This is a genomic window from Streptomyces sp. NBC_00154, from assembly GCF_026342835.1.
In the GTDB taxonomy this organism is placed as follows: Bacteria; Actinomycetota; Actinomycetes; order Streptomycetales; family Streptomycetaceae; genus Streptomyces.
On the sequence record NZ_JAPEMI010000001.1, the window covers coordinates 1,881,377 to 1,907,472 of the forward strand.

Annotated in this window: 23 protein-coding genes; 11 read left to right on the plus strand and 12 right to left on the minus strand. The window is 71.5% G+C overall.

Annotated features, from left to right (window positions below; translation table 11 throughout):
- Position 1: 1 nt before the first annotated feature.
- The 6 genes from pcaH (at position 2) to OHA03_RS08265 (ending at position 7,133) form a co-directional block, all read left to right on the plus strand.
- Positions 2–772, plus strand: coding sequence for a protocatechuate 3,4-dioxygenase subunit beta (pcaH, locus tag OHA03_RS08240; RefSeq protein ID WP_267002224.1), 771 nt, complete (start codon positions 2–4; stop codon positions 770–772).
- The gene (gene pcaG / locus OHA03_RS08245) at positions 772–1,338 is read left to right on the plus strand and encodes a protocatechuate 3,4-dioxygenase subunit alpha (protein WP_267002226.1); all 567 of its coding nucleotides are present in this window, start codon (positions 772–774) and stop codon (positions 1,336–1,338) included. Before pcaH ends, pcaG begins: the two co-directional genes overlap by 1 nt.
- Entirely contained in the window at positions 1,325–2,743 is a 1,419-nt protein-coding gene (gene pcaB / locus OHA03_RS08250) for a 3-carboxy-cis,cis-muconate cycloisomerase (RefSeq protein WP_267002228.1), read from the plus strand. The genes pcaG and pcaB overlap by 14 nt, the downstream gene beginning before the upstream one ends.
- A gap of 151 nt (positions 2,744–2,894) precedes the next feature.
- Positions 2,895–4,067, plus strand: coding sequence for a 3-oxoadipate enol-lactonase (gene pcaD / locus OHA03_RS08255; protein WP_267002230.1), 1,173 nt, complete (start codon positions 2,895–2,897; stop codon positions 4,065–4,067).
- Between the two features lie 5 nt (positions 4,068–4,072).
- Positions 4,073–5,251, plus strand: a complete 1,179-nt coding sequence (locus OHA03_RS08260) for a 4-hydroxybenzoate 3-monooxygenase (RefSeq protein WP_267002232.1) — start codon at positions 4,073–4,075, stop codon at positions 5,249–5,251.
- Positions 5,252–5,438: 187 nt separating this feature from the next.
- Positions 5,439–7,133 (plus strand): IclR family transcriptional regulator C-terminal domain-containing protein, encoded by a 1,695-nt coding sequence (locus OHA03_RS08265; RefSeq protein WP_267002234.1) that lies wholly within the window; start codon positions 5,439–5,441, stop codon positions 7,131–7,133.
- 19 nt (positions 7,134–7,152) lie between these two features.
- Here OHA03_RS08265 and OHA03_RS08270 read toward each other — a convergent pair whose 3' ends face one another.
- Together OHA03_RS08270 and OHA03_RS08275 are read right to left on the minus strand one after the other, a co-directional pair.
- A complete protein-coding gene (locus OHA03_RS08270) occupies positions 7,153–9,531 on the minus strand; it encodes an ATP-binding domain-containing protein (protein ID WP_267002236.1) in 2,379 nt (792 codons plus the stop codon).
- A 125-nt stretch (positions 9,532–9,656) separates the two neighbouring features.
- Positions 9,657–11,708 (minus strand): translation factor GTPase family protein, encoded by a 2,052-nt coding sequence (locus OHA03_RS08275; RefSeq protein WP_267002239.1) that lies wholly within the window; start codon positions 11,706–11,708, stop codon positions 9,657–9,659.
- A 580-nt stretch (positions 11,709–12,288) separates the two neighbouring features.
- Between OHA03_RS08275 and OHA03_RS08280 the strand changes: the two genes are divergently transcribed.
- Both OHA03_RS08280 and OHA03_RS08285 read left to right on the plus strand, forming a co-directional pair.
- A complete protein-coding gene (locus tag OHA03_RS08280; RefSeq protein ID WP_267002241.1) occupies positions 12,289–13,398 on the plus strand; it encodes a hypothetical protein in 1,110 nt (369 codons plus the stop codon).
- Positions 13,399–13,559: 161 nt separating this feature from the next.
- Complete coding sequence (locus OHA03_RS08285) at positions 13,560–14,270, plus strand: class F sortase (RefSeq protein WP_267002243.1); 711 nt, start codon at positions 13,560–13,562, stop codon at positions 14,268–14,270.
- Here OHA03_RS08285 and OHA03_RS08290 read toward each other — a convergent pair.
- Together OHA03_RS08290 and bla are read right to left on the minus strand one after the other, a co-directional pair.
- Positions 14,257–14,718 (minus strand): GNAT family N-acetyltransferase, encoded by a 462-nt coding sequence (locus OHA03_RS08290; protein ID WP_267002245.1) that lies wholly within the window; start codon positions 14,716–14,718, stop codon positions 14,257–14,259. The genes OHA03_RS08285 and OHA03_RS08290 overlap by 14 nt on opposite strands.
- Positions 14,719–14,771: 53 nt before the next feature.
- Positions 14,772–15,758 (minus strand): class A beta-lactamase, encoded by a 987-nt coding sequence (gene bla, locus OHA03_RS08295; protein WP_267002248.1) that lies wholly within the window; start codon positions 15,756–15,758, stop codon positions 14,772–14,774.
- 249 nt (positions 15,759–16,007) lie between these two features.
- On the opposite strand from bla, the gene OHA03_RS08300 reads away from it, so the two are divergent.
- A complete protein-coding gene (locus OHA03_RS08300; protein ID WP_267002250.1) occupies positions 16,008–16,658 on the plus strand; it encodes an MOSC domain-containing protein in 651 nt (216 codons plus the stop codon).
- Positions 16,659–16,802: 144 nt separating this feature from the next.
- Here the strand turns inward: OHA03_RS08300 and OHA03_RS08305 are convergent, their stop codons facing one another.
- A complete protein-coding gene (locus tag OHA03_RS08305) occupies positions 16,803–17,186 on the minus strand; it encodes a hypothetical protein (protein WP_267002252.1) in 384 nt (127 codons plus the stop codon).
- 188 nt (positions 17,187–17,374) lie between these two features.
- Here OHA03_RS08305 and OHA03_RS08310 point away from each other — a divergent pair, with 188 nt between their 5' ends.
- A complete protein-coding gene (locus OHA03_RS08310) occupies positions 17,375–18,646 on the plus strand; it encodes an XRE family transcriptional regulator (protein WP_267002255.1) in 1,272 nt (423 codons plus the stop codon).
- A complete protein-coding gene (locus OHA03_RS08315; protein ID WP_267002257.1) occupies positions 18,643–19,191 on the plus strand; it encodes an N-acetyltransferase in 549 nt (182 codons plus the stop codon). The genes OHA03_RS08310 and OHA03_RS08315 overlap by 4 nt, the downstream gene beginning before the upstream one ends.
- Here the strand turns inward: OHA03_RS08315 and OHA03_RS08320 are convergent.
- The 7 genes from OHA03_RS08320 to OHA03_RS08350 all read right to left on the minus strand — a co-directional run bounded on the left by OHA03_RS08320 (position 19,188) and on the right by OHA03_RS08350 (position 25,705).
- Positions 19,188–19,700, minus strand: coding sequence for a DUF664 domain-containing protein (locus tag OHA03_RS08320; RefSeq protein ID WP_267002260.1), 513 nt, complete (start codon positions 19,698–19,700; stop codon positions 19,188–19,190). The two genes, OHA03_RS08315 and OHA03_RS08320, sit on opposite strands and share 4 nt — an antisense overlap.
- Positions 19,697–20,098: a VOC family protein gene (locus OHA03_RS08325; RefSeq protein ID WP_267002262.1), complete on the minus strand. Its 402-nt coding sequence runs from the start codon at positions 20,096–20,098 to the stop codon at positions 19,697–19,699. Before OHA03_RS08325 ends, OHA03_RS08320 begins: the two co-directional genes overlap by 4 nt.
- A 94-nt stretch (positions 20,099–20,192) precedes the next feature.
- Positions 20,193–20,804 (minus strand): response regulator transcription factor, encoded by a 612-nt coding sequence (locus tag OHA03_RS08330; protein ID WP_030915281.1) that lies wholly within the window; start codon positions 20,802–20,804, stop codon positions 20,193–20,195.
- Positions 20,801–21,979 (minus strand): sensor histidine kinase, encoded by a 1,179-nt coding sequence (locus OHA03_RS08335; RefSeq protein ID WP_267002265.1) that lies wholly within the window; start codon positions 21,977–21,979, stop codon positions 20,801–20,803. Before OHA03_RS08335 ends, OHA03_RS08330 begins: the two co-directional genes overlap by 4 nt.
- Positions 21,976–22,728: an ABC transporter permease gene (locus OHA03_RS08340; protein WP_267007974.1), complete on the minus strand. Its 753-nt coding sequence runs from the start codon at positions 22,726–22,728 to the stop codon at positions 21,976–21,978. The genes OHA03_RS08335 and OHA03_RS08340 overlap by 4 nt, the downstream gene beginning before the upstream one ends.
- Positions 22,728–23,663 (minus strand): ABC transporter ATP-binding protein, encoded by a 936-nt coding sequence (locus OHA03_RS08345; protein ID WP_267002267.1) that lies wholly within the window; start codon positions 23,661–23,663, stop codon positions 22,728–22,730. Before OHA03_RS08345 ends, OHA03_RS08340 begins: the two co-directional genes overlap by 1 nt.
- A gap of 185 nt (positions 23,664–23,848) precedes the next feature.
- The gene (locus OHA03_RS08350; protein ID WP_267002269.1) at positions 23,849–25,705 is read right to left on the minus strand and encodes a hypothetical protein; all 1,857 of its coding nucleotides are present in this window, start codon (positions 25,703–25,705) and stop codon (positions 23,849–23,851) included.
- Positions 25,706–26,096 lie beyond the last annotated feature (391 nt).

The following is a 26,096-nucleotide window of genomic DNA, read 5'->3' on the forward strand; positions in this document are numbered from 1 at the left end:
TATGACCACCCCTCTGACCCAAGCTCGGATCTCCGAGGAGATAGCCGAGCAGCGCGAGGCCTACGCCAAGGCCGTGGCCGCCGGCGCTCCCGGGAGGAGCCATCCCGACCGCGGTTACGCCCCCTACCGCAGCAGCGTCCTGCGCCACCCCGGCAAGCCGCTGGTCGCCCTGCACGACCCCGAGGCCGTGGAGCTCTCCGGCCCGGTCTTCGGCGTCACCGATGTCACCGCCCTCGACCACGACCTGACCCGCCGGCACCGGGGCGAGCCGCTCGGCGAGCGGATCAGGGTCACCGGCCGGGTGCTGGACCGCGACGGCCGCCCGGTGCGCGGCCAGCTGGTCGAGGTCTGGCAGGCCAACGCCTCGGGCCGCTACGCCCACCAGCGCGACGAACACCCCGCCCCGCTCGACCCCAACTTCACCGGCGTGGGCCGCTGCCTGACCGACGATCAGGGCGCGTACGAGTTCGTCACCGTCAAGCCGGGCGCCTACCCCTGGCGCAACCACGTCAACGCCTGGCGTCCAGCCCATATCCACTTCTCGCTCTTCGGCAACGCCTTCACCCAGCGTCTGATCACCCAGATGTACTTTCCGGGGGACCCGCTCTTCGCCTACGACCCCATCCTCCAGTCCGTCACCGACGACTCCGCGCGCCGGCGGCTCGTCGCGACGTACGACCACGACCTGTCCACCCCCGAATGGTCGCTCGGCTACCGCTGGGACATCGTCCTCGACGGTCCGGCCGCCACCTGGATCGAGGAGGGCCGCTGATGTCCACCACCCCGTCGCAGACCGTGGGCCCGTTCTACGGCTACGCGCTGCCGTTCGCCAAGGGAGGCGAGATCGCCCCCGCCGGACACCCCGACGCCCTCACCGTCCACGGCCATGTCTACGACGGCGCCGGGGCTCCCGTCCCCGACGCCCTCATCGAGATCTGGCAGCCCGCACCCGACGGCTCACGCCGCGGCGCGCCCGGCTCGCTGCGCCGCGACCCCGTCACCGGAGAGGTCATCGGCCGGAGCGACGTCGGCTTCACCGGCTTCGGCCGCGTCGGGACCGACGCCGACGGCCACTACGAGCTGCGTACGCTGCCGCCCGGCGGCGTCCCCTACCTCTCGGTGATCGTCTTCGCCCGTGGCCTGCTGCACCATCTGCACACCCGGATCTACCTGCCCGGCCTTACCGACACCGCGGCCGACCCGCTGCTGGCCGGCCTGGAGCCCGAGCGCCGCGCCACGCTCCTCGCCGTCACGCACGGAGAACGGCTGCACCGCTTCGACATCCGGCTGCAGGGTGACGGTGAGCACGAGGAGACGGTCTTCCTTGCCTTCGACTGACCGCGCCGAGGACCTCGGCCTGCTCTCCCCGGGGCAGGCCGGGTCACCGGTCGAGGCCGCCACCGGCGACGCCGCGTACGTCCGCGCGATGCTGGATGCCGAAGCCGCGCTGACCCGCGCGCAGGCCGCGCTGGGCCTCGCCCCCGTCGCGGCGGCGCGGGCCGTCACGGCGGCGGCCGCCGACACCGCCCGCTACGACGTCCGGGATCTCGCGTTGCGTGCCCGCTCCGGCGGCAACCCCGTCATCCCGCTCGTCGCCGACCTGACCGCGGCCGTCGCCGAGCACGACCGGCAGGCCGCCGCCCATGTGCACCGCGGCGCCACCAGCCAGGACATCCTGGACACGGCCGCCATGCTGGTCGCCGCCCGCGCTCTGGAACCCGTCCTCGCCGACCTCGGACGCGCGGCCGACGCCCTGGCGCGGCTCGCCGCCGAGCACCGCGACACACCGATCGCCGGACGCACGCTCACCCAGCACGCCGTGCCCACCACCTTCGGCCTCAAGGCCGCCGGCTGGCGCTCGCTGGTGCTCGACGCCCACGAACGCCTCGCGGCCGTCCGGGCTGCGCTGCCCGCACAACTCGGCGGAGCGGCGGGCACCCTGGCGGCCTTTCACGCCTTCGCCGAGGCCCACGACCCGGCCGCCGACCCTGATCTCCGCCCGGACCTGGGCCTGCGGCTGCTCGCCGGCTACGCCGCCGAGACCGGACTGGCCGAGCCCGCGCTGCCCTGGCACACCCTGCGCACCCCCGTCGCCGACCTGGCCGGCGCCCTCGCCTTCACCGCCGGAGCACTGGGCAAACTCGCGGCGGACGTCCTGCTGCTGTCCCGTACGGAGATCGGCGAACTCGGCGAGGGCAGCGGCGGCGGCTCCTCCACCATGCCGCACAAGGCCAACCCGGTCCGCGCCACGCTGATCGCCGCCGCGGCCCGACAGGTCCCCGCCCTCGCGTCCGTGCTCTACGCCGGGCTCGCCGCCGAGGACGAGCGTCCGGCCGGCGCCTGGCACGCCGAGTGGCAGCCCCTGCGCCAGGCCCTGCGCCTGGTCGGCGGAGCCGCCCGCGACGCCGCCGAACTGGCCGAGGGCCTGCGCGTCCACCCGCACCGGATGCGGGACAACCTCGACGCCACCGGCGGCCTGATCATCAGCGAGCGGCTCGCCGCGGTGCTGGCAGCCCTGATCGGCCGCGGCGAGGCCAGGCAGGCGCTGTCCCGGGCCTCCCGCCGCGCCGTCGAGCAGGGCATGGAACTCGACGAGGCCCTCCGGGAGGAGCCCGGCATCGCCGGCGTCCTCCCGCAGGACCGGCTGCGCGAACTGACCGACCCGACGCGGTACGCGGGCTCCGCGGGCGCCCTCGTGGACCGCGCCCTGCGCCGCACCGGCGCCGCCCGGAACCCGACCTGACGCCGCACCGGCGTTGCCCAGGACCCGATCTGACGCGGTGTCGGGCATCGACGGCGCCGGGCAGCCACCCGATGCGCCGACCGGCGGCCGCGAGCCGTCCGCGACCCACCGCCCGCCGGGCGGCCCCGCACCACCAGCACGAGGAGACCGCATGAGCACTTCTGCCCCCGCGCAGCATCTGCTGCACCACCGCGTGGACGGCCGGGACTCCGCCCCGCCGCTGATCCTGGGCCCTTCGCTCGGCACCTCGCTAGCCGTGTGGGACCCCCAGATCCCGTCGCTGGCCCGGACCCACCGAGTGGTGCGCTGGGACCTGCCCGGCCACGGCGGCTCCCCGGCCGGCCTGCTGCCCGACGGCGGCACCGTCGCCGACCTCGGACAGCTGGTCCTCGGCCTCGCCGAAGCGCTCGGCATCGAGGAGTTCGGCTACGCCGGCATCTCGCTCGGCGGCGCTGTCGGCACCTGGCTCGCGGTGCACCACCCCGAGCGGGTCACCTCACTCGCGATCCTCTGCTCCTCGGCGCGCTTCGGCCCGCCGGAGGGCTGGTCCGACCGCGCGGCGCTGGTGCGCGCCGAGGGCACCGGCCCGGTCGCGGAGACCGCCCCCGCCCGCTGGTTCACCCCGTCCTTCTCCGCCACCCCGGCCGCCCGGGCGATGGTCGACGACTTGTCCGCGGCCGATCCCGGGGCCTACGCCGGGCTCTGCGACGCACTCGCCGGCCTCGACCTGCGGGCCGAGCTGCCTCGAATCACCGCGCCGACCCTGGTCGTTGCGGGCCGCGAGGACCCGGCGACGCCCGTCGCGCACGCCCGCGAGCTGGCCGACGGCATCCCCGGCGCGGCCCTGACCGAGGTGGCGCACGCCGCGCACCTCGCCAACATCGAGCGTCCGGTGCCCGTACTGGCCGCACTGCTGGGACACTTCGCGGCCGATGCCGCACCGCCTGCCGACGACGCCTCCCGGCACGACGCCGGTATGGCCGTGCGCCGTGCCGTGCTCGGCGACGAGCACGTCGACCGGGCGATCACCCGCACCACCGACTTCACCGCCGGTTTCCAGGACTTCATCACCCGCTACGCATGGGGCGAGATCTGGACCCGGCCCGGACTGAGCCGCAGGACCCGCAGCTGCATCACCCTCACCGCCCTGGTGGCCCGCGGCCACCATGAGGAACTGGCGATGCATGTGCGGGCCGCGCGGCGCAACGGTCTCACCGCGGAGGAGATCCAGGAAGTCCTGCTCCAGTCGGCCGTCTACTGCGGCGTGCCCGCGGCGAACGCCGCTTTCGCCATCGCGAACCGCATTCTCGAAGAGGAGAACTGACCGCCATGGACCACACCACCGTCGGCATCATCGGCGGCGGCCCCGCGGGGCTGCTGCTCGCCCGGCTCCTGCACAACTCCGGCATCGACTGCGTCGTTCTGGAGAGCCGGGACCGCACCTACGTCGAGCAGCGCCAGCGCGCAGGCATCCTCGAGCAGAGCACGGTCGACGTGCTGCGGGAGTCCGGTGCGGGCCAGCGACTGGACCGCGAGGGTCTGGTCCACGACGGCATCGAGCTGCGCTGGAACCGCCGGGCACAGCGCATCGACTTCCCGTCGCTCACCGGCGGCCGCAAGGTGTGGGTGTACGCCCAGACCGAGGTCGTCAAGGACCTGATCGCCCTTCAGGTGGCGGACGGCGCCCCGCTGCTGTTCGAGGCCCAGGTGAATGAGGTCGTCGGAGCCGACACGGACCGGCCCGTCATCCACTACACCCACCGGGGCCGGGACCGGACTCTCGGGTGCGACTACGTCGTGGGCTGCGACGGGTTCCACGGCGTGACCCGCAGGGCGGTCCCGGACAGCGTCATGAGCACCTTCGAGCGGGTCTACCCCTACTCGTGGTTCGGCATCCTGGCCGACGTCCCGCCGTCCTGCGACGAGCTGATCTACGCCCACTCGCCGCGCGGCTTCGCCCTGCACAGCATGCGCTCCACCACCGTCAGCCGGCTCTACCTGCAGGTCCCGAACGGCACCGACCCGGCCGACTGGCCTGACGACCGGATATGGGACGAGCTCGACGCCCGTTTCGCGACCGACGGCGACTGGCGGCTCGAACGCGGCCCGATCACCTCCAAGGCCGTGCTGCCGATGCGCAGCTTCGTCACCGAGCCCATGCGCTGGGGCCGGGTCTTCCTGGCCGGCGACGCCGCGCACATCGTGCCGCCCACCGGTGCCAAGGGGCTCAACCTCGCGGTCTCCGACGTCGTCGTGCTCGCCCGGGCCTTTGCCCACCTGAAGGACAGCGGCTCCGCCGAGCTGCTCGACGAGTACTCGGACACCTGTCTGCGCCGGGTGTGGCGCGCGGAGCACTTCTCGTACTTCATGACGACGACCCTGCACACCGACCCGGGCCAGAGCGAATTCGAGACCCGGCTCCAGGTCTCCCAGCTGGACCGCGTGTCGTCGTCCCGGCACGCGGCCGCGGAGCTCGCCGAGAACTACGCGGGCCTGCACATCGGCTGAGCTCCTGCTGACGCAGCGGCAGTGCGGGGCCGAAGAGGGCCGCGCACCGCAGGCGTTGCCGGGGCGGGCGCCGATCACCCCGTCGGCGCAGGTGGAGCGGGTGCGCAGGGCCCGGCCGCCCCGCGCGGCCGCAGGGTCCGACGGGTACGGTTTCCGCACACCCCGGAGGCTCGACGAGGAGGACCGCATGCCGCATGCCGCGACCGCATCCGAGGTGGACGCCGCAGCACCCGGCGGCGAGCCGGTCGGACCGCTGGAGCGCGGTCTGGCCGTGCTGCGCGCCCTGGCCGCGCACCCCGGACCGCGGATGCGTCCCGCCGATCTCGTCCGCGCCACCGGCCTGGCACGCTCCACCGTCGATCGCATCGTCACCACCCTCACCCACCTGGGATATCTGCGCATCGAGGACGACCGCGACGTGTTGCTCGCGCCGCGCCTGATGGAGCTGGGCAATGCCTACCTCACCTGCTGCGGTCTCCCCGACGCCCTGGAACCGCTCGCCGTCGCGTTGGCCGACGAGCTGGACGAGTCGGTCTCCCTCGCGGTGCCGGACGGCGCCGGGGTGCGGTTCATCAGCCAGTCCACCCGACGGCGCACCATGGCTCTGGCCTTCCAGATCGGCGACCTGCTGCCCGCGGAGCGGTGCGCCCCGGGCGCCCTCTTCGCCTCCGACTGGAGCCCCGAGCAGCAAGCTGCCTGGCGCACCCGGCTGCGCGACGACCCCCGTGACGCCGGCTTCCCCGCCGTTCCGCCCCGCCCGGCACCACCGGCCCCCGCCGAGGTGGAGTCGGTCTTCCGGCAGCGGGTTGCCGACGCCCGTAGCGCCGGCTGGGCCGCCGACGACCAGCTGATCGAGCCCGGTCTGGTCGCCGTCGCGGTCCCCGTGCACGCCCCCGACGGCCGCACGGTGTGCGCGCTCAGCGTGGCCAGTCACACCAGCAGGCACAGCGCCCGGTCGCTGGCCGAGCACGCCCTGCCCCGGCTGCGGGAGTACGGAGCGCGGATGGAGGCGGCACTGGCCTCCCCCGCACCGGCGGCCACGCCGCCCGCGCCCGGCGGCCCGGACACCTCGCGCGCCACCAAGGCGGAGCTGGGTCCGGAATTCCTGCAGTCGCTGACCCGGGGGCTGGCCGTGCTCACCGCCCTGGGATCAGCGCCCGGTGGGCTCACCCTGTCCGGCGCCGCGGAGGTCACCGGCCTGGCCCGCGCCACCGCCCGCCGGGCGCTGCTCTCCCTGCAGCAGCTGGGGTACGCGGCCCCTGCCGGTGAAGGACGCCGTTTCACGCTGCTGCCCACGGTGCTGGAACTGGGCTATGCCCGGCTCTCCCGGCTGACCTTCGCGGAGATCGCGCAGCCCCATCTGGCCCGGCTGGTGGAGCAGGTGCACGACTCGGCGTCCGTCGCGGTGCTGGCCGACGACGACATCATGTACGTCGCCCGGGTGCACACCGTACGCATCATGAGTGTCAACATCACGGTCGGCACCCGCTTCCCGGCGTACGCCACCTCCATGGGCCGGGTGCTGCTTGCCGGTCTGCCCGAGCAGGAGGCGGCCGAGCGGCTGGCCCGCGCCTCGGTGCGGCCGCTGACACCGTTCACCCGGGTCGACGCCGCAGATCTCGCCGAGGCCGTGGCGCAGGCGCGACGGGACGGTCACGCCCTGGTCGACCAGGAGCTGGAGGAGGGCCTGCGGTCGATCGCGGTGCCGGTGTACGACCGCACCGGCCGGGTGGTCGCCGCCGTGAATGTCTCCGCCCATGCCAGCCGGGGCACCCTGGACGACGTGCGTCAGGCGGTGCTGCCCGCGCTCACGGCGGCGGCGGCCGCGATCGAGGAGGACCTGGCGGTCGTGACGGAACGGGTCCGGCTCGCGATCCCCTGACGGGCTCTGTCGCCCACCGTCAGGTGAGTTCCGTGACCGTTCGCTCCAGCACCGCGGGGGCCGGACCCCCATGGATGATCCCGAGGCGTTGTGTCGCCCGGGTCAGCGCCACGTACAGGTCGTTCGGACCGCGTGTCGACCGGGCCAGGATCTCCGTCGGATCGGCGATGAGCACCGCGTCGAACTCCAGGCCCTTCGCCTGGCGCACCCCCAGCACCACCACCCGGCTCTCCAGGTCGGGCTCGTCCCCGTACACCGCGCCCGGGACCGACTCGGCGACCGCGGCGCCCAGTTCGTCACGGCGGGTGTCAGGAACGAGTACCGCGAGCCGGCCGTCCTCCAGCGCGGCGGCCTCCTTCGCCGCCCGGTCGGCGAGGGTGCGGGCCAGCAGGCCGGGCTCGGTGCGCATGCGCCACGGCTCCACCCCCGTCTCCCGTACCGAGCGCGGCAGCTGGAGCCCCGGGCCGAGCGCCGCGAGAACCTCCGTGGTGGATGCCATGATCTCGGCGGGGGTGCGGTAGTTGACGGTGAGGGACACCTGCCGCCACCGGTCGCCGACATGCGGGGCGAGCGCGGACGCCCACGAACTGGCACCCGCCGCGTCGCCGGTCTGCGCGACGTCGCCGACCAGGGTCATGGAGCGGGTCGGGCAGCGTCGCATCAGCAGCCGCCAGGCCATCTGGGACAGCTCCTGCGCCTCGTCGACGATGATGTGCCCGAAGACCCAGTCCCGGTCGGCGAAGGCGCGTTCGGCAACGGTCCGGACCATGCGTTCCTCGTGACGGTCGGCGAGCGTCTCGGCGTCGAGCATGCCCGTGAGGCGCTCCTCGTCCTCACCGTCCTCACCGTCGCCTGCCGCGAGGTCGAGGACGCCCTGCGCGTACGCGACACCCTCCGCCCGTTCGGCCGCGGCGGCGGCCTCGGCCGCACGGTTGTCCTGACCGAGCAGTTCGGCGGCCTCGTCGAGCAGCGGCACGTCGGCGGCGGTCCAGCCGTCCCCCGCCGCGCGGTACAACAACTCCCTTTCCGCATCGGTCAGTTCATGTGCTGCCGAAGCGAGCCGCGCACGGTCGCCGTACAGGTCGGTCAGCAGCTGCTGTGCGGTGAGCGGCGGCCACAGGGCGTCGAGCGCGGCCCGCACGTCGGCGTCGGTGGCGAGCATCCGCCGTACGTCGGCGATGTCCTGCGCCTCGGTCCGTTCCTGGGCAGCGGCCGAGTCGTCCTCGCCGAGCAGCCCCGGCAGGGCGTCCAGGTCGGCGCGTACGGCACGGTCGAGATCGGCCTCGGCGAGCACCTCGGCGATGTCCGCCTCCAGCCGGTCGGCGAGGTGGCGGGTGTCCTCGACGGACCGCCGGGCCAGCGCGGCGACGATCTCACGCCGGAAGACGGGGGCGGCCCTGTTGTGCGGCAGTCTGGTTGCGCGGGCCGCGTCGGCGGCGCGTACGCACTCCTCGTGGTCGAGGCGGACGACATCGCCGTCGAACTCGACCTCCAGCCCGGTGCCCGCCGGCACCTGCCGGTCCCGGACCGCCGCCGCGATCACGGCCGCCATCTCCGTACGCCCCTTGAGCTCGGCGGTCTCCGACGGTTCGGTCCGGTCGGCGCGGACGCCCGGGAACAGCTCGCCGACGGTGGACAGCAGCACGCTGTTCTCGCCGAGACCGGGCAGCACCTGACCGATGTACCCGATGAAGGTGGGGTTCGGTCCGACGACCAGCACGCCCCGGGAGGCCAGTTGCCGGTGCGTGTAGAGGAGATACGCGGCCCGGTGGAGCGCGACCGCGGTCTTGCCGGTGCCGGGGCCGCCCTGCACCACCAGGACCCCGCGGTGGTCGGAGCGGATGATCGCGTCCTGCTCGGCCTGGAGCGTGGCAACGATGTCGTGCATGCGGCCGGTGCGTCCGGCGTCGAGCGAGGCGAGCAGCGCGGCCTCGCCGGTCAGCTCGCCGACCGGCACCCCGTCGCGGTCGAGCACCTCGTCGTCGAGCCGCACGACCCGGTCCCCGCGGGTGGTGATGTGGCGGCGCTTGCGGACGCCGTGCGGGGCGGCGGGCGTGGCGACGTAGAAGGGGCGGGCGGCGGGTGCGCGCCAGTCCAGCAGCAGCGGATCGTCGTCGGCGGACTCGGCGGGCAGTCCGACGCGCCCGATGTAGTGCCGATCGCCGTCCCGCAGATCGAGCCGCCCGAAGCAGAGCCCGTTCTCGGCAGCGTCGTACCGCGCGACCTGCCCGGCGTACCGGGCGGCGGACGCCTCGCGCTCCAGCCACCCCTGCCGGGTCCCGCCGGTCTCCCGGAGGACGCCGGTCAGCTGGTTCCGGGCATGGTCGCGGAGGGCTTCCACGCGGGCGTGGAGCATGTCGAGATGGTCCTGCTCGTGTGCGATCTCAGCTGTGGACAACGGTGCACTGGCTCCCTGCGGGCGGCGGTGGGCGGCAGCCAAGGGTGCCCTACATCGGGTCGGAAGGGGAGCCGCGCAGGTCCGGGGGTACGCCGGACTCGGATCCCCTCCCGCCCTGGCACCGGCTACCGGGGATCCCCCTGCCCGGCGATCCTGCGCACCGTGTGCAGCAGGTACTCCTTGCGGTTGAGCGGGTTGTGGTCGGTACGCGGACGGTCCGGGACCGTACCGACCACCGCCCGGTACGAGTCGAAGGCCGTCTCCAGGACGCCTTCGCCGCGCGTGAGCGCCGGAAGCCGTTGGTGCAGCTCATGGACCCGCGCCGCCGGCATCTCACCCTGCAGTACGCACGACGCGCCCTGCACCGCCGGGGTCCGCGGCACGGCGCGCAGGCGGGCGAGTACGGGCAGGGCCGGGCCGAGCGTGTCCGCCGGAAGCTCCAGCCGGAACCGGTGCATCGGCTCGTACACCGTGGTGCCGGCCTGTTGCAACGCGGCCATCAGGACGAGCGGTGTCAGATTGCGGAAATCCCCGGCCGTGCTCGACATGGATTTGTCGAATACGGCATGAGAATGGCTCTGCCGGGGCCAGTAGCCGGAATGCGTCATCGTGACAATGCAATCGGTGACCTGCCAGCCGTGAATTCCCTGCCGCAGCGCCGAACGGACCGTTTCCTCGACCGCCCTCATCAATGAGAACGGCATGGATCCGAGCTCCACCTCCAGCCGGTATTCCACTCCGCTGCCGATCGGGGCGGGATCGACACGCAGTCCGATGGTCGCCAGGAAAGGGGTGTGCTCCGTGTCCCCGACCTCGAAAGCGGACCCGCTGCCGATCGGCCGTTCCACACAGATGGTGGTGGTCTCCCGGAAGGTGACGTCGATCCCGAATTCGTCGGCCAGCGTCGCCTGAATGACTTCCTTCTGCACCTCACCGTAGAGCGATACGGACACTTCCTTCCGGATGTCGTCCTGACGCAGATTGATCAGCGGGTCCTGTTCGGCGAGCTGGGCGAGTGCGAGATGGAGTTCGCCCCGGCCGGCCGGGGCGCGGGGCACGACGACCGATTCGAGCGTCGGCGGGGCGAAGAAGTGACCGGTCGTGGCGGTGCCCGGGACGCCGACCGAATCGCCGATCCGAATGTCGCCGAGCCCCCGGAGCTTCCCGATCTGCCCCGCGCGGACCGACGAGGCACGGACGGTGGAGCCCTCGTCGAAGACGCTGATGGCGGTGACCTTGCCGTCGCGGCGCCCGCCTCGCTCGTCCGGCGCGTCATTGTCACCGTGTCCGCCGTCCCGGCCGAACGGCAGCCGGTCGCGGGTCCGTACCGTTCCCGAGAGCATCCGGACATACGCGATCTTCTCGCCGCTCGAACCGCGCTCGACCTTGAACACGGTGCCCGAGACCGGCCCGTCGACGTCGCCCTCGGCCGCGGGCAGCAGCTCCCTGATCCCACCGATCAGAGCGTCCACACCCGTCCCGGTGATGGCCGATCCGAAGAAGACCGGATGGACGAGCGCCTCCCCGGTCTGCGCGACCAGAGCGCTGCGGAGCGTGCTGTACGGGAGCGACGCGCCGCCGTCGACGTACGCGGCGAGGAGAGCGTCGTCGCCGTCGGCGAGCAGCTCGGTCAGCCGGGAGGTGAAGCCGGGGTCGGAGTCCGTGTGCGGCGTGCAGCGGGCGCTCCGCGTCCCCAGCCCGTCGACCGACCCCATCGCGACCACGTCCGGGGTCAGCTTCTCTGAGACGGTCCGCAGAACGGACGCGTACTGTGCACCGCCGCGGTCGATCTTGTTCACGAAGATGAGCGTGGGAATGCGCAGCCGCTGCAGGGTCCGCATCAGCACGCGGGTCTGCGCCTGCACACCCTCCACGGCGGAGACGACCAGCACCGCGCCGTCGAGCACGCTCAAAACCCGCTCCACCTCGGCGATGAAGTCCGGGTGACCGGGTGTGTCGATCAGATTGACCGTGATGTCGTCGATGGGGAACGAGACGACGGCCGACTTGATCGTAATGCCGCGCTGTCGTTCGAGCGCGAGGGAATCGGTCTGGGTGTTCCCGTCGTCGACGCTGCCGATCTCGTCGATGACCCCGGCGGCGTGGAGCAGCCGCTCGGTCAGGCTTGTCTTACCGGCGTCGACATGCGCCAGAATTCCCAGGTTCAGCATGTGCACGAAGCTTCATGTCCTCAAGATCGGTGACAATTTCCGTCTGAATGAACATGGGAGTTCCGCGCATGATCGTCTCCTGGGTATCGATTGACCGACGACCGGTCGGCTGATGCCGGGAGTACAGCAGGAAGCCACCCCGGCGGACAACTCATTTATGACCGGATTTCCAGCCGGAACCGTCGAACGCCCCCGATTTTCTGCGCGGATCGCAAAGCCGGAAGCCGGGGCGACGGTCCGGCCAGGGGCCGAGTCGGAGTCAGGTACCCCCAACTCGGCGCGGAATCAGGCAAGTTCGAGTGCTCCGCACGGGCGCCACCAGCTCCAGCGAACGACCCGTCACCATGGGGTGCAGTCAGCAAACGAGTGGGCCGACGAGCCCCAAACCTCGGCGCGGCGTTGCATACAGTCCAATGGGTGATTATTCGCTTTTCACCACCCGAAGAGACCACGCATTAGCTCCGGCGCGGAGCTGCCTAATGGCGCTGAGTCGCTTTTCGATTGACGGTGGAACATGTCGCTACTGCGTCACACCGAGTCGACAGCCAGTCACTCACCGCAGTTGCGCCGAAAGGAACGTGTTCAGATGCGCTCTGCCCGCACCTTGTTCGCTTCGGCCGCCATCAGTGCGGTCCTGGCGATCACGACACCAGCTGCCTTCGCGATGACCGTGGCCGACCGGGACGGTGAAGGCTCCTCCCACAGCAGCCACGAGCACGGCAACCGGGGCGAAGACGGCGCCCGTGGCAGCGACGAAGGCGGCCGTGGCAGCGACGAAGGCGGCCGTGGCAGCGACGAAGGCGGCCGTGGCAGCGACGAAGGCGGCCGCGGCGGCGACGAAGACGCCAGTGGCAGCGACGAAAGCGGCCGCGGCGGCGACGAAGACGCCAGTGGCAGCGACGAAAGCGGCCGCGGCGGCGACGAAGGTGGCGATCGCCAGGACGGAGACAGGCCCAGCGGTGGCGTCCGCACCGGTGGTGGTGCCCTGGCCATGAAGGCGGCCGGTGAAGATGACCACGGCCACAAGTCCGACCACGGCGGGAAGTCCGACCACGGCGGGAAGGGAGGCTACGGCAACGAGGACGGCAGTGGCGACAGCGAGGACGCCGGCACCGGATTCGTCGACGAGGACAGCAGTGGCTACCTCGACAAGCACGGCGACGAGGCCGGCGACGAGGACGGCAGCGAGGACGGCAGCGAGGACGGCAGCGACTACGGCAGCGAGGAGGGCAGCGGCTACCTCGAGAAGCACGGCGGTGACAAGAAGAAGGGCAGCGGCTACCTCGAGAAGCACGGCGACAAGGGCAGCCGCGGTAACGGCAGCAAGCCCAGCGGTGGCGTCCGCACCGGTGGCGGCGCCATGGCCATGGTCGTGTCCGACGACGGCCACGGCGACAAGGGCGGCCACGGCGACAAGGGCGGCCGTGGGGACGGCGGCAGCCGTGGGGACGAGGGCGGCTACGGCGACGACGGTGGTTACGGCGACGACGGTGGTTACGGCGACGACGGTGGCGAAGAGAGCGGCAGGGGCGGCGACAGCGACCGGCCGAGCGGCGGAGTCCGCACCGGTGGTGGCGGGACGGCCGTGACCGCCGGCAGCGGTCTGGCCGCCGGTTCGGCACTGCTGATCGGTGGGCTCGGCGTCGGTGCGTACAAGATGCGCCGCCGTCAGGCCACGGGCGGTGCGGTGGCCTGAACGAACTGACCTGGACGAACTGAACGGCCAGCGGGTTGCCGCATCTGTCGCGGTCGCCGTCCCTCGGGGCGGCGGCCGCGGCGGCTGCGTTTCCCGCCCCCACCGGCTGACCGACCCACCGCCCGACCGACTGATGACGCACGGAAGAAAGGCACGCTCCCATGGCCGCCCCGCAGTCGTCCGATTCGAACCCCTCTCCATCCGGCACCGGCTCTTCCACCTTCGGCCGCACCCTGCTCTGGCCCGCAGCAGCAGCCGGACTGGGCCTGCTCATGATCTTCAACTCGTTCGGCACTGCGGAGGACAACAAGCCGCTGACCGCCCCCTCGGTGGCAGCTCCCGCCCCCGCCGCCGCCCCTCCCGCTCCGTCGGCCGCCGCCTCCCCCAGCCCGACGGGGCTGTTCATGCCGCGTTCCAACCCGACGAAGCTTCAGATCCCGTCGATCGCGGTCAACGCACCCTTCACACCGCTGACCCTCGGCGCGAAGAGGCAGCTCAACGCCCCGCCGCCGAACGACACCAACCTGGTCGGCTGGTACAAGGGCGGAGTGACGCCCGGTGAGCGCGGCTCGGCGATCGTCGCCGGTCACGTCGACACGAAGACCGGACCGGCGGTGTTCCTTCAGCTCCAGTTCGTGAAGCAAGGCGCCACAGTCGACATCACCAGGGCGGACGGCAGCGTCGCCACGTTCAAGGTCGACTCCGTCGAGAAGTTCAGCAAGGCGAACTTCCCCAACGAGCTGGTGTACGCCGACACTCCGAACGCGCAGCTGCGGCTGATCACATGCGGCGGCACCTACGACAGGAAGGCCAAGGACTACAAGGACAACGTCGTGGTGTTCGCCCATCTCGACTCGGCTAAGCGCCCCTGAAGGTCTCCGTCCGCCCCAACTCCTTGAAGAAATGATGACGGGTGTGGCCGCCCGGGATCCCTCCGCCGCTGCCGGTCTCCCGATAGCCCTGCCGACGGTAGAAGCCGGGCGCCTGGAAGGACATCGACGAGACGATCATCGACGTGCAGCCGCGCGCCACGGCCTCGTCCTCGGCGGCGCGCACCAGGCGGGCCCCCCAACCTTCGTGGCGCCGGTCGGCCCGCACCCACACTTCCGATATCCCGGCACAACCGCCCCAGGTCCAGCCGACCAGCCCGGCCACCAGTTCGCCCGCCTCATCGGTGACCCGAACGGAGAGGCCGCGGTCGTCGTGGGCGCCGGTCGCATCGTTGTTGAACGCGGTCAGCTCTTCGCTCAGCCGGGTGGAGAGCACCGGGTCCTCCGCACCGACGCACAGGGTCGTGTCCGCGCTGTGTCCAGTCGTCATGACGCATGAGTGTGCCAGCACCACGGATCACGCGAAACCGAAATCCGTGCTGGTCAGGCCGGTGGCATGGGCCACCTCCCCGGTGCAGCCGTCGGTGGTCGACTCAGGGCCGCAGCCAGAACGCCGGCCGTTCCGGCGACCAGGGCGTTGTCGGCGGGAGCGTCCCGATCGGGCTTGGTGGTCATCACGGCCAGGACGACCGGCGGGCGGCCGGGGGGCCAGGCGATGCCGGCGTTGTTGTTGCCGCCGTAGCTGCCGCCGGCGGTCTTGTCGGCGACGGTCCAGTCGGCGGGAAGCCCGGCGCGGAGGCGTTCACCGCTGGTGGTGTTGGCGAGCAGCCAGCCGGTGAGCAGCCGGCGGTCGCAGGCAACGAGTGCGTCTCCCAGGACGAGGCGCGCGTAGGTGCGTCCGACGGCACGAGGCGTGGTGGTGTCGGTCTCGCGCCATGGCTCCGCCGAGTTCAGCTCGGGCTCCCAGCGGTCGAGGCGGGTGACCGGGTCGCCGATGGAGCGGCAGAAGCGGGTGACGGCGCCGGGGCCGCCCAGTTCTCGGAGGAGGAGGTTGGCCGCGGTGTTGTCGCTGTGCGTGATGGAGTACGCGCACAGGTCGGCGACCGTCATCCCGTGGGAGAGATTCTCGGCCCTGCCGGTGATCGGCGAGTTGCCCGAGGCCTCGACGTACTGCGCGGTGTAGCGGATGCGGCGGGCCAGGAACTCGCCGTCGCGGTCCAGATCACGAAGGACCGCCGCCGCGCCGATGGTCTTGAACAAGGAGCACATCGGGAAGCGCTCGTCCGGTCGGTACACCACTGTGCGGCCCGTGGCGGTGTCATGGGCGTAGGCGCCGAGCCGGGCGGAGTGCTCCCGCTCCAGGGCGCGTAACTGCCGGGCGGCCCGGGCCGCCGCGCCGGACGCTGTCGGGGAAGTGTGCGCGGTCGAGGCGGCGTTCGCGGGGGGCGACAGGGACACGGCGGCCAGGGCCGCCCCGGCCCCGGTGGCCAGGATCGTCCGGCGGGTCGCGCGGGCTCCGATGGATCGCACAGTCGTGTGCCTTTCCTTCGTACGGCAGGACGTCTGACAGGACATCACTTCCCACCCCACTGGTTGCGATGACCGGATCAGCCGCACCCAGGGCCGTCAACCGTTTGAAGCAGCGCCGCTCCGTCGCCACCCGCTACGACGGACCGCCGAGTCCTGCAAAGCGAACGCCGCCCTCGTATCACCACTCGGTTCCGAGGGCGGCGGCCAAATATGTCGCCCCGGCCGGCAGAGGACCGTAGCCTCGCCCGCATGAAGCTGCTCTCCGTCAATGTCGGCAGGCCTCGGCCCAACCCGTGGAAGGGCCTCAGCGCGACCGGGATCGACAAGCGGCCGGTTCAGGGTCCCGTCTCCGTCATCGCCCCCGGCCCGAAGGGCACCGGCACGGTCGGTCTCGTGGGCGACCGCGTGTATGACGTGAAGCACCACGGTGGTTCCGACCAGGCCGTCTACGCCTATGCCCGCGAGGACCTCGACGGGTGGCAGGCCGAGCTGGGCAGGCCGCTCGCCGGCGGCGCCTTCGGCGAGAACCTCACGACACTCGGCCTCGACGTCAACGGCGCCCTGATCGGTGAGCGCTGGCGCATCGGGTCCCACGTGGTCCTGGAGGTGTCGTGCGCACGGATCCCGTGCGCCACGTTCCAAGGCTGGCTGGAGCGCGAGGGCTGGATCAAACGGTTCACGCAGGCCGCACTGCCGGGCGCCTATCTGCGCGTGATCGAGCCGGGAGAGATCCGGGCCGGCGACCCGGTGGAGATCGTGCACCGGCCCGGCCACGATGTGAGCGTGGCACTGGCCTTCCGCGCGATGACGCTCGAACCGGAACTGTTGCCGCGGCTGCTGGTCGCCGACGCGCTGCCCGAGGAGAGCAGAGAACTGGCCCGCAGGCGCACGACCACGTAGACCCCCAACGGCACCGCGCGGAGGCGGAGTTGAACTCGCCCGCGACTGCGTCTCACGTCACGGTGGACGATCAGCTGCCCGATTCGCCGCAGCTCACTCCCCGGCGGCCGGCCGCGGGGATCACGTCGCGGCGGCCGGACCGGATCAGGGTGTCGGTTCCTCCGGCAGGGCCGCGTACAGGTCGCGAAACGCCGCGGTCAGGCTCGCGATCATCCGCCAGTACGTGAAGGCAACGGCGTCGGACGTGGCACCGTCCGGCCGTACGGCGACATCGAGGTTCCGGTACGCGACACGGAACAGCGCCCGGACGCCGCCACGGCCCTCCTGGTCGTAGCCGTAGTCCTCGACGGCCATCAAGGTCCGCAGATGTCCGATCAGTTCCTTGGTCCCCGTGTCGATGACGTCGCGTCGGGGACGTGTCGGGCGTTTCGCCAGCGCATGGTCGACGGCCCGGGCGATCGCGTCGATATCGATGCCGTTGCCGGCGGCCGCGTGCTGTGGAGCGGCATGAGGTTCGGTCCCGGTCACGGGTCCTCCTACCGGCGGCCGGGAGCACACCCGATTGCCTTCAGATCTCCGAGGAATGGTGCTCCAAGGAGATCCCCATATGAACCTCCGCAGAAGGCAATTCGGGTTGCGGTCCGCTTACGGACGACCGGAAATTTCTTGCGCCCGATCGCCCCACTGCCGGTGCCGGTTGTCGCTACCGTGAGTTCATGACGGGAAAGACCGGCAACGCCGTACTGGCCGATCGTATGAATGCTGCGGGTCTGATGCAGCACGAACTCGCAGCCCGGCTCAATGAGCACATCGAGCGGCTGACCGGCCGGCCCGGAACCCTTCAGGACCGGCATATCCGGAACTACCTGACCGGAAGAACCCGTTGGCCGCACAGCCGTCAACGGCAGGCTCTGGAGGCTGAATTCGGCTGCACGGCCGAGGAGCTCGGCTTCGTCCCCCGGCAGGGCTCCTCCTCGGCCGCCGTCCGAGCGACACCGGAGGATTCCGTGGAGCGACGAGCCTTCACCACCAGGGCTGCGGTGGCCGCCGCAGGCGCTGTCCTGCCCGCAGCGCGGAACAGCATCGGCTTCAGCGACGTCCGACGCATCGACCAGGCCCTGGACGCTCTGTATCAGGAAGAGAACAAGCTCGGCGGCACCAGTCGTATCGAAGCCCAATTCCTGGGCTGGATGAACCATTCCCTGTCCCTGCTCAACAGCGGCCGCGCCTCGGCCCGGGTACGTTCCCTGCTCTATGCCACGGCCGCGAACGCGGCGAGCACCGCAGCCTGGGCCGCTCTCGACTCGCACCACCAGCAGCGGGCCGCGCAGCATCTGGAGCGTGCTGTCACCTTGGCCGGCCTGTCCGGAGATCCCGAAGCCGTTCACCGGGCGTGGAACAACGTCGCCATGCTTGCGGGGCAACGCGGACGCCCCATCGAGGCCCTTCATGCCGCGCAGGCGGTGCGGGACTCGGGCATGGCGCGGCGCGATCCTCTGTACGCGTCCCACGCCCACGTCCGGATCGCCCTGTCCCACGCGCGTATCCGTGACAAACAGGCCGCACTCCGTGCCCTGGGCCATGCAGAGGACGCGCTCGCCCGCACCGATCCGGCCCGTCGCCCCACCTGGCTCGCCTATTACGACAGGGCGGAACTGCACGGCCTGGCCGGGATCGTTCACCAGCGGCTCGGCCGGCCCGAGCAGGCCGAGGCCCGCACCCATCAGGCACTTGCGCAGCTCAGCCCCGAGCTCACCCGGAACCGGGTCTACTACACCGCCCAACTCGCCCTCGCGCAGCTCAATCAGGACGACATCGAGGCGGCGTGCGCGACCGCCGATCGCGCCCTCACCACAGCCGGAACAGCGCCCGGAAGCCACCGCATCAGCAGCCTCCTCGACGACTTCCGCCGTCGGCTGACCACGCACCCCTCCTCCCTCGCACGCGAATGGCTGCAGCACACGACCGTGAAGGAGACCGCCGAATGACTCTCGATCTGCGGCACTGCACGGACAGCGAGCTGCCGGGCATCCGCCACGTCCTCCTGGACGTGTATGCGGAGGTGTACGCCGGTCAACTGCATGTGCCGTTCACCAGTCTTGAGCGTTTCGATCAACGACTGACGAATCACTCCAGAGGCACCGGCTGGGAAGCGGTGATCGGCTATGCCGGTTCCGAACCCGTCGGCTACGCCTACGCCGCACCGCTGCCCGAGGACGCCCGCTGGTGGACACACATGACCACCCCCCTGCCCGAAGGTTTCACGAAAGAGACCGGGTCACGCACGCTCGCCCTGTTCGAGTTGATGGTGCGCAAGCCGTGGCGGGACACGGGCGCCGCGCACGCCATTCATGAGGAACTGCTCAGCCGCCGCACGGAGCAACGGGTCACGCTGCTGTGCGAGCGGGAACACCCCCGGGTCAAGGCGCTCTACGAGACGTGGGGATACGCCCACATAGGAGATCAGCGGCCGTTTCCCGACAGCCCTCTGTTCGCCGTCATGGTGCGCGCCCTCCGCCAGGACGGCCCTTAGGTCAGCACCATCCAGCGTCGGCCGTCGATGAGTTCCCGTGCCGCGTCGAGGTGGCCTGCGTGGCACGCGGTTTCGGTGATGACGTGCAGCAGAACGTCCCGAAGGTTGTGCAGGTGCGGTTCGCCGAAGAGGTGGTGCGGCCACCAGGCCAGGGGGGTGTCCGCAGCTGTGGCGGCGATGACGGCGTCTGCCAGGTCCGTCTCGTGGCGGTACCGTCCGAGGACGTCGGCGGCCGACAGACCGGGACCCACCTGCCAGGCGTCGTCGCTGTCGTCCAGGGCCCCGATGACGTCCTTCTCACCGGCGACGACGGCACGGAACCAGAACCGTTCGACGTCCAGCGCAAGGTGCTGCACAAGTCCCAGGCAGTTCCATCCGGACGGCAGCACGGCTTGCCGCAGCGCATCCGCGTCCAGCCCGTCGAGGATTCCCGTGATGTGGCGTCGCTGCCCCTCCAGGGCTCTGAGCAGCGCCCTGATCTCGCCGTTCGGTGGTGCTTCCCCGGTCACTTCGCGATCTCCCAGATGTGGCCACCGGGGTCACGGAAGCTGGCGGTCCGGATTCCCCAGGGGCGGTCCATCGGCCCGTTCAGCAGCGTCACGCCTCGTGCGGCCAGCTCCTCGCACATCGCGTCCACGTCATCCACGGCAAGGGTGAGCTGGAAGCGGGATCCGGCGTCGGGGGCCGCGACGCGCGCGGGCTCGATCAGCTCGTGCGCCTCGGTGGTCCTCAGCAGGTTGATGAGGGTGTCCCCGAAGCCGAATACGGCCGAGTTGTCGTCCTCGAAGATCACCGGCAGCCCGAAGACCTCCCGGTAGAAACGTTCTGTGGTGTCCAGGTCCTCGACGAACAGGGTGAGGGCGCTGATTCCCCTGGGCCACGCAGGATCGCTTGTCTTGTCGGTCACGGTTACAGAGGATCTCCGAATCGGCGGTGCCGTGTACAGGGGGCGGTCGGCCCGGACCGCCTGGTCCCGTCCCGCGGGGCCTGACTCCGGGCAGCTACAGCCAGCCCTTCTCGCTCGCGATCCGTACCGCCTCCGCCCTGTTCCGCGCCGCCATCTTCTGGATCGCCGTGGACAGGTAGTTGCGGACCGTGCCCTGCGAGAGATGGAGCGCGGTGGCGATCTCCGCGTTGGTGGAGCCGTCGGCCGCCGTGCGCAGGACATCGCGTTCGCGTTCGGTCAGTGGGCTCGCCCCGTCGGCGAGCGCGGCCGCCGCCAGCGTCGGGTCGATGACGCGTTCTCCGGCGAGCACCTTGCGTACCGCTTCGGCGAGTTGGGCGGCGGGGGCGTCCTTCACCAGGAAGGCGTCCGCGCCCGACTCCATCGCGCGGCGCAGATAGCCGGGGCGGCCGAACGTCGTGACGACGACGACCTTCACGGCCGGGAGTTCGCTCCGCAGCAGTCCCGCCGCTTCGATGCCCGTCATGCCCGGCATCTCGATGTCGAGGAGCGCGACATCGACGGCGTGCTCGCGGGCCGCGGCGAGCACCTCGTCACCTCGGGCGACCTGGGCCACTACCTCGATGTCGGGTTCCAGACCGAGCAGCGCCGCGAGGGCCTCGCGCACCATGGACTGGTCCTCGGCGAGGAGGAGTCTGATCATGCTCATTCCCCGGATCCTAGGTCGGATCCGAGCGGAACACCGAGGGTGAGGGTAAAGCCTTTACCGGAAGCGGAGCCGGTGGGCCGGGTGGTCATCGTGCCGTCGACCGTGGCGAGGCGCTCGGTGATACCGGTGAGGCCGTTGCCCGGCTTCGTACCGGAGCCGCCCCGGCCGTCGTCCGCCACCGTGAGTTCCAGGATCCGGCCGCCGAGCGTCTGGCGTGGGGCGAGGGTGACGGTGCAGCGGCGGGCGCCGCTGTGGCGTACGACATTGGTGACGGCTTCCCGCAGCGCCCAGGCGAGGACTTCCTCCGGCTTGTCGGGGAGGTCGTCGGGGGGATCGGTCGGGACGTCGGCTGTGATGCCGGCGGCGGCGAGTGCGGTACGGGCTCCGGCCAGCTCACCGGGGAGCGTCGGCCGCCGGTAGCCGGTGACAGCACTGCGTACGTCCACCAGGGCCTGACGGCTGACCTGTTCGATGTCGGCGACCTGGAGCGCCGCCTGGTCGGGGTGGTCGGGGAGCATCCGTCCGGCCAGCTCGCTCTTGAGCGTGATCAGCGAGAGCGAGTGGCCGAGCAGGTCGTGCAGATCGCGGGCGAGCCGCAGCCGCTCCTCGTTGGCGGCGAGCTGGGCGACGGTGGCGCGGGCCTCGCGCAGCTCGATCGTCGTACGGATCATCTGCCGTACGCCGGTCATCGCGAACCCGCCGAGAAGTGCGGGGACGACCAGGGCGGTGATGATCTCGCGCGGGTGGTCGCCGGTCAGGCCGATACCGACGAGTACGGCGGTGACGGCGGGGATCAGCCACCCGGCCGTCCGCAGGGGCAGGGTGGCCCCGACGGTGACGGAGACGTACACGAAGAGGACCAGCCACGGGGTGCCCAGCGTCAGGGAGAGCGCGACGGCCAGGGCGCCGAGGAATGCGATGGTCGTCCCGACCCGGCGACGGTCCAGCGCCTTCGACGTGTGGCGGAAGACGAGGACCAGGTACGTCCCGACGAAGACCACCAGGCCGAGGGTGCCCAGCGCGGTGGCCCACGGCGAGTGGTCGCCGTCGACGAGGTCCTTGACCGGGGCGCTCATGAACGCGAGCCAGATGCCGATCCAGAGCAGTTTGATGCCCACCTGGCGGCGGTTGGTCGGCGGGCGCCCGATCCCTACGAACGTCGCGTCGTCGTTCACGCCTTGAGGGTGTCCTTCCGGTAGAGCCAGGCCGCGCCGCCCGCGAAGAGCAGGAAGTAGACGCAGAGGATGCCGACGTCCTTGGCGTGCGGCGAGCCGCCCATCTCGACGGCCTGGCCGAGAGAAGCGTACGCGTGGGTGGGCAGCCACTCGGAGATGTTCTGGAGCCACTGCGGGAAGGTCGCGCTGGGCATCCACAGGCCGCCGAGGATCGACAGCGCAAAGTAGATGATCATGGTGATCGGGCGGACCGCGTCGCCGCTGGCGAGGTAGCCGATGGCGACCCCGAGTGCGGCGAAGACCAGCGAGCCGGCCCAGATCACCCCGACCAGCGCGAACCACTGCCAGGCGTCCATCCGCACGTGCTTGACGGCAGCGGCGACCAGGAAGACGACCACGATGCACGGCAGGGTGACCATCGCGGCGCTGGCGATCTTCGCCAGGACGTAGCCGCGGCTGGGCAGTGCGGTCAGGCGCAGCTGGCGGACCCAGCCCTTCTCGCGCTCCTTGGCGATGCGCTCGCTGTTGCCCATCAGTACGGCGGTCAGCGCGCCGAACGAGGCCATCGAGACCATGAAGAAGGCCTGCAGCGTCAGGTCGGTGTGCGGGACCTTGTCGGTGGTGTTCTGCGTGCCGGAGATCAGCAGGTAGATCACCGACGGGTAGATGATCGAGAAGAACATGAACTTCTTGTTCCGCAGGGTGCGGGTCACTTCGAGCCTGATGAGTGTCCACGAGAAGAAATTCATCATGCGGTCCTGGCCTCCTCGGCCTCGGTGATGGCGACGAAGGCCTGCTCCAGGCCGAGTCCTGCGACTTCGAGTTCGCGCGGGTAGAGGCCGAGCGCGTAGACCGCGTGGACGGTCGCGTCGGCGTTGTGCGACTGGATACGGACCCTGTTGCCGCTGATGTCGAGCGTGGACAGGAACGGCAGGCCGCGCAGGGCCGCTTCGTCGATCGGGCCCTTCAGCTCGAACGAGATCCGGCGGGCCCCGGCCTTCGCCTTGATCTCGGCCGCGGTGCCGTCGGCGAGGAGCCGGCCCTTGTGGAGGACGAGGACGCGGTCCGCGATCGCGTCGGCCTCTTCGAGGTAGTGCGTGGCGAACAGGACGGTACGGCCCTGCTCGGCCTGCTCGCGCATGGTGGCCCAGAAGGCCTGACGGGCGGTGACATCCATGCCGGTGGTCGGCTCGTCGAGGACGATCAGGTCGTTGGCCCCGGCGGTGGCGAGCGCGAACCGCACCCGCTGCTCCTGGCCGCCGGAGAGCTTGTTGACCATCCGGTCGGCGATCGACGCGATGCCTGCACGGGCCAGGACGTCGGAGACCGGGTACGGGCGGGGGTGCAGATGGCAGACGAGCCGGACGATCTCCTCGACCGTGACGTCCTCCATCAGGCCGCCACTCTGCAGCATCGCGCCGACCCGGCCCCGGGCGATCGCCTCCTGCGGGGACGTGCCGAAGAGCCGGACCGTGCCGGAGTCCGCGGTGCGCAGGCCGAGGAGCAGATCGAGGGTGGAGGACTTTCCGGCGCCGTTGGGGCCGAGGAGCGCCACGGTCTCGCCGGGGTGCAGGTCGAGGGAGAGCCCGTCGACGGCGCGCACGTCCCCGTATGCCTTGCTGACCTGGTCGAAGCTGACCACGGCCGCTTGCGCGGTGGTGGCTTCGGTGGCTGTCGTTGTCATGCGCCCAGCCTGGCGGAGCGGGGTGTCCGCCCGGCAGGGTCACGGGTCGTGAATCGGGGATGACAGATGTCATGCCGGACGCGTGACACCGCCCGTGCGCCGCCGCCGCAGCACGCACGGCACCGCCCCCGGCCGGAGGTCCGGGCGGGGGCGGTGCCGTGCGTGCTGCGGCGGTACGGGTGGTGCTATCCGTTGCCGTCGAGGGCGATCGTGGCGGTGCGCTCGGCGGGGGTCCTGCCGAGCAGCGCGGTCTGCATGGCGTGCGCCACGTCGTCCGCACTGAGCTGGTGCTTCTTGCCGTCACCCTTGGTGATCATGATGCCGTCGAAGACACCGTCGCAGAGGGTGTCGATCGCCGTCTTGTTGTAGTACTCGACCAGTCGGCCGTCGACCGCCCTCATGGACAGGATCTGCGGCAGCGACTTCGCGGGGCCGAACTGGATCTGCTTGGGTCCGGCCTTGATGGTGATCAGGCCGGACATCGCGGGCTTCGCGAATTCCTTCATCGCCCGGTCCAGTTCGGCCTGGTCGATGGTGGGCTCGCGGGTGGCGACCGGCAGTTCGACCGTGGCCGGCTTGCCCGTCTGCACCTGGGCGCGGTACGCGTCCCGGACCGAGATCATCGACCGGTCGACGTCCAGCGCCTTGCCCACCTTGCCGGGAACCTCGACGGCCTTGCCCGGCTCGAACTTGATCGTGCCGTCGCTGGCGGAGCCGGAGGCGCCCGCCAGATCGGTCAGCGCGACGCCGAGCTTCTCCTTGTCGACCGGGATCACCGGGTCGGCCTTCCGCTCGCCGCCGAAGAGGGAGCCGATCACCGACACCGGGTTGTAGTCGCTGCCCGCGGCACCGCGCACGGTCTCCTGGCTGTCCAGCGAGAGACCGGCCTTGTCCGGGGCCAGCTGCGTGTTCTTGCCGTCCACGGACAGCTGGAGGGGGGCCTTGGCGCGCTCGCCGAGCTCCGCGTCCAGCTTGGCGACGGCCTGCTCCTTCGTGCCGCCGCCGATGTCGACGCCGAGGACGGTGGTGCCCTTGGGAACCTCGGAGTGGTTCATCAGCAGGCCCGCACCGTACGCGACTCCGGCCAGACCCACGACTCCCGCGCAGAGCAGGACCAGCTTGGAGCGGCCCTTCTTCACGGGGGCCGGGACAGGGCGGGTGGCGGCGGGCGACGGAGCGACGGGGCGACCCGGTCCACCCGGCCCACCCGGTCCGGTGCCCATCGGGCTGTCCGGGAGAGGGGGCGTCAGGCCGGGACCCGGCACGCCGGGACCGCCGGGACCACCCGGTCGCGTGAACGTCGACGGGGCGGACGGCGCGCGGTGCTCCGGCGGGACGACCGGGATGCCACTGGTGAGCGTGTCCCCGGAGACATTGCCCCCGGGACCGGAGGCGGGCGCCGCGAACTGCGGCGTCAGGACGGCCGTGTCGTCGGACATCCGCGGAGGTACGCCACCGGGAGCACCGGGGCCGGACGGACCACCGGGGCGGCCGGCGAATCCGTCCGCCCCACCGAAGTTCGGGGTGAGCGGCGACTTGCCGGTGACCGGACCGGTGGTGGCACCGGACGGGCCCGGCGTACGCATACCGAGGTTCGGCGTGGCGCGCGGCCCGGGAATCTCGTCCCCGCCGAACTCGTCACGGGCACCGGGGCGGGGCGCCCCCTGGTCGCCCCCGCGCTGCGGACCCTCCGAGAAGTACGGAAGGTCGGCGCGCGGCGGGGTCGGTCCGGCGGACCCGGCAGATCTACCGGCATCCATGTCCGTACCGGCACCCGTGCCCACGCCCGGGCCACCGCCGGCCGGTGCGCCCGCGCCGCCGACCACCGACGTGTTCGTCGGAGCCTTGCGCGGGGCGAACCAGTCGCTGCCGCTCTTCTCTCTGGACGGCTTGTCGGCAGCCGGTTCCGCGGTCGCCGATCCGTCCCGCGCCTCATCGGCCGGTTCACCCTGTGCACCCGGTGCGCCGTTGGATGCGGGCCCGCCCGGACGCGGCGTGCTGCCTGTGCGCTCACGCGAGGCATCCGCCTCGGCCTCGCTCATCGGCGTACGCATGACGACCGGCGGGATGGGACGCGAGCCCGGGATATTGATCCGGATACGCGTCGTCAGTGTCGTCTCGGTCCTCGGCTCTTCCGGCTGAGGCGCATCCGCAGACTCCGGGGACTCCTCAGGGGCGTCCTGCGAAGGGTGCAGCGACGGATACTGGCGTGATCCGTACGGCGGCGTACCCGACGGGTACGCGGCTCCCCCGCGCCCCTGGGGCCCGGAGGACGAACTGTCAGTTTCACGACTCAAAGCAGGTTCTCCCGATTGGCTCCGCCGCCCGTACTTCCCCCATGCCGCAGGCCAGGGGACGGCTCGGCGCGCGAACCACCATACTGGCCGCCGCCGCCGGACACCCCGCGACCGGGGGAGACGGCGACGCACCCCC

Excerpts from the sequence above, each read along its gene's own strand:
- pcaH (WP_267002224.1), top strand. The coding sequence starts at position 2 with ATGACCACCCCTCTGACCCAAGCTCGGATCTCCGAGGAGATAGCCGAG.
- pcaG (WP_267002226.1), top strand. The coding sequence starts at position 772 with ATGTCCACCACCCCGTCGCAGACCGTGGGCCCGTTCTACGGCTACGCG.
- pcaD (WP_267002230.1), top strand. The coding sequence starts at position 2,895 with ATGAGCACTTCTGCCCCCGCGCAGCATCTGCTGCACCACCGCGTGGAC.
- OHA03_RS08260 (WP_267002232.1), top strand. The coding sequence starts at position 4,073 with ATGGACCACACCACCGTCGGCATCATCGGCGGCGGCCCCGCGGGGCTG.
- OHA03_RS08265 (WP_267002234.1), top strand. The coding sequence starts at position 5,439 with ATGCCGCATGCCGCGACCGCATCCGAGGTGGACGCCGCAGCACCCGGC.
- OHA03_RS08280 (WP_267002241.1), top strand. The coding sequence starts at position 12,289 with ATGCGCTCTGCCCGCACCTTGTTCGCTTCGGCCGCCATCAGTGCGGTC.
- OHA03_RS08285 (WP_267002243.1), top strand. The coding sequence starts at position 13,560 with ATGGCCGCCCCGCAGTCGTCCGATTCGAACCCCTCTCCATCCGGCACC.
- OHA03_RS08290 (WP_267002245.1), bottom strand. The coding sequence starts at position 14,718 with ATGACGACTGGACACAGCGCGGACACGACCCTGTGCGTCGGTGCGGAG.
- OHA03_RS08300 (WP_267002250.1), top strand. The coding sequence starts at position 16,008 with ATGAAGCTGCTCTCCGTCAATGTCGGCAGGCCTCGGCCCAACCCGTGG.
- OHA03_RS08310 (WP_267002255.1), top strand. The coding sequence starts at position 17,375 with ATGACGGGAAAGACCGGCAACGCCGTACTGGCCGATCGTATGAATGCT.
- OHA03_RS08315 (WP_267002257.1), top strand. The coding sequence starts at position 18,643 with ATGACTCTCGATCTGCGGCACTGCACGGACAGCGAGCTGCCGGGCATC.
- OHA03_RS08330 (WP_030915281.1), bottom strand. The coding sequence starts at position 20,804 with ATGAGCATGATCAGACTCCTCCTCGCCGAGGACCAGTCCATGGTGCGC.
- OHA03_RS08340 (WP_267007974.1), bottom strand. The coding sequence starts at position 22,728 with ATGAATTTCTTCTCGTGGACACTCATCAGGCTCGAAGTGACCCGCACC.
- OHA03_RS08345 (WP_267002267.1), bottom strand. The coding sequence starts at position 23,663 with ATGACAACGACAGCCACCGAAGCCACCACCGCGCAAGCGGCCGTGGTC.
- OHA03_RS08350 (WP_267002269.1), bottom strand. The coding sequence starts at position 25,705 with ATGAGCGAGGCCGAGGCGGATGCCTCGCGTGAGCGCACAGGCAGCACG.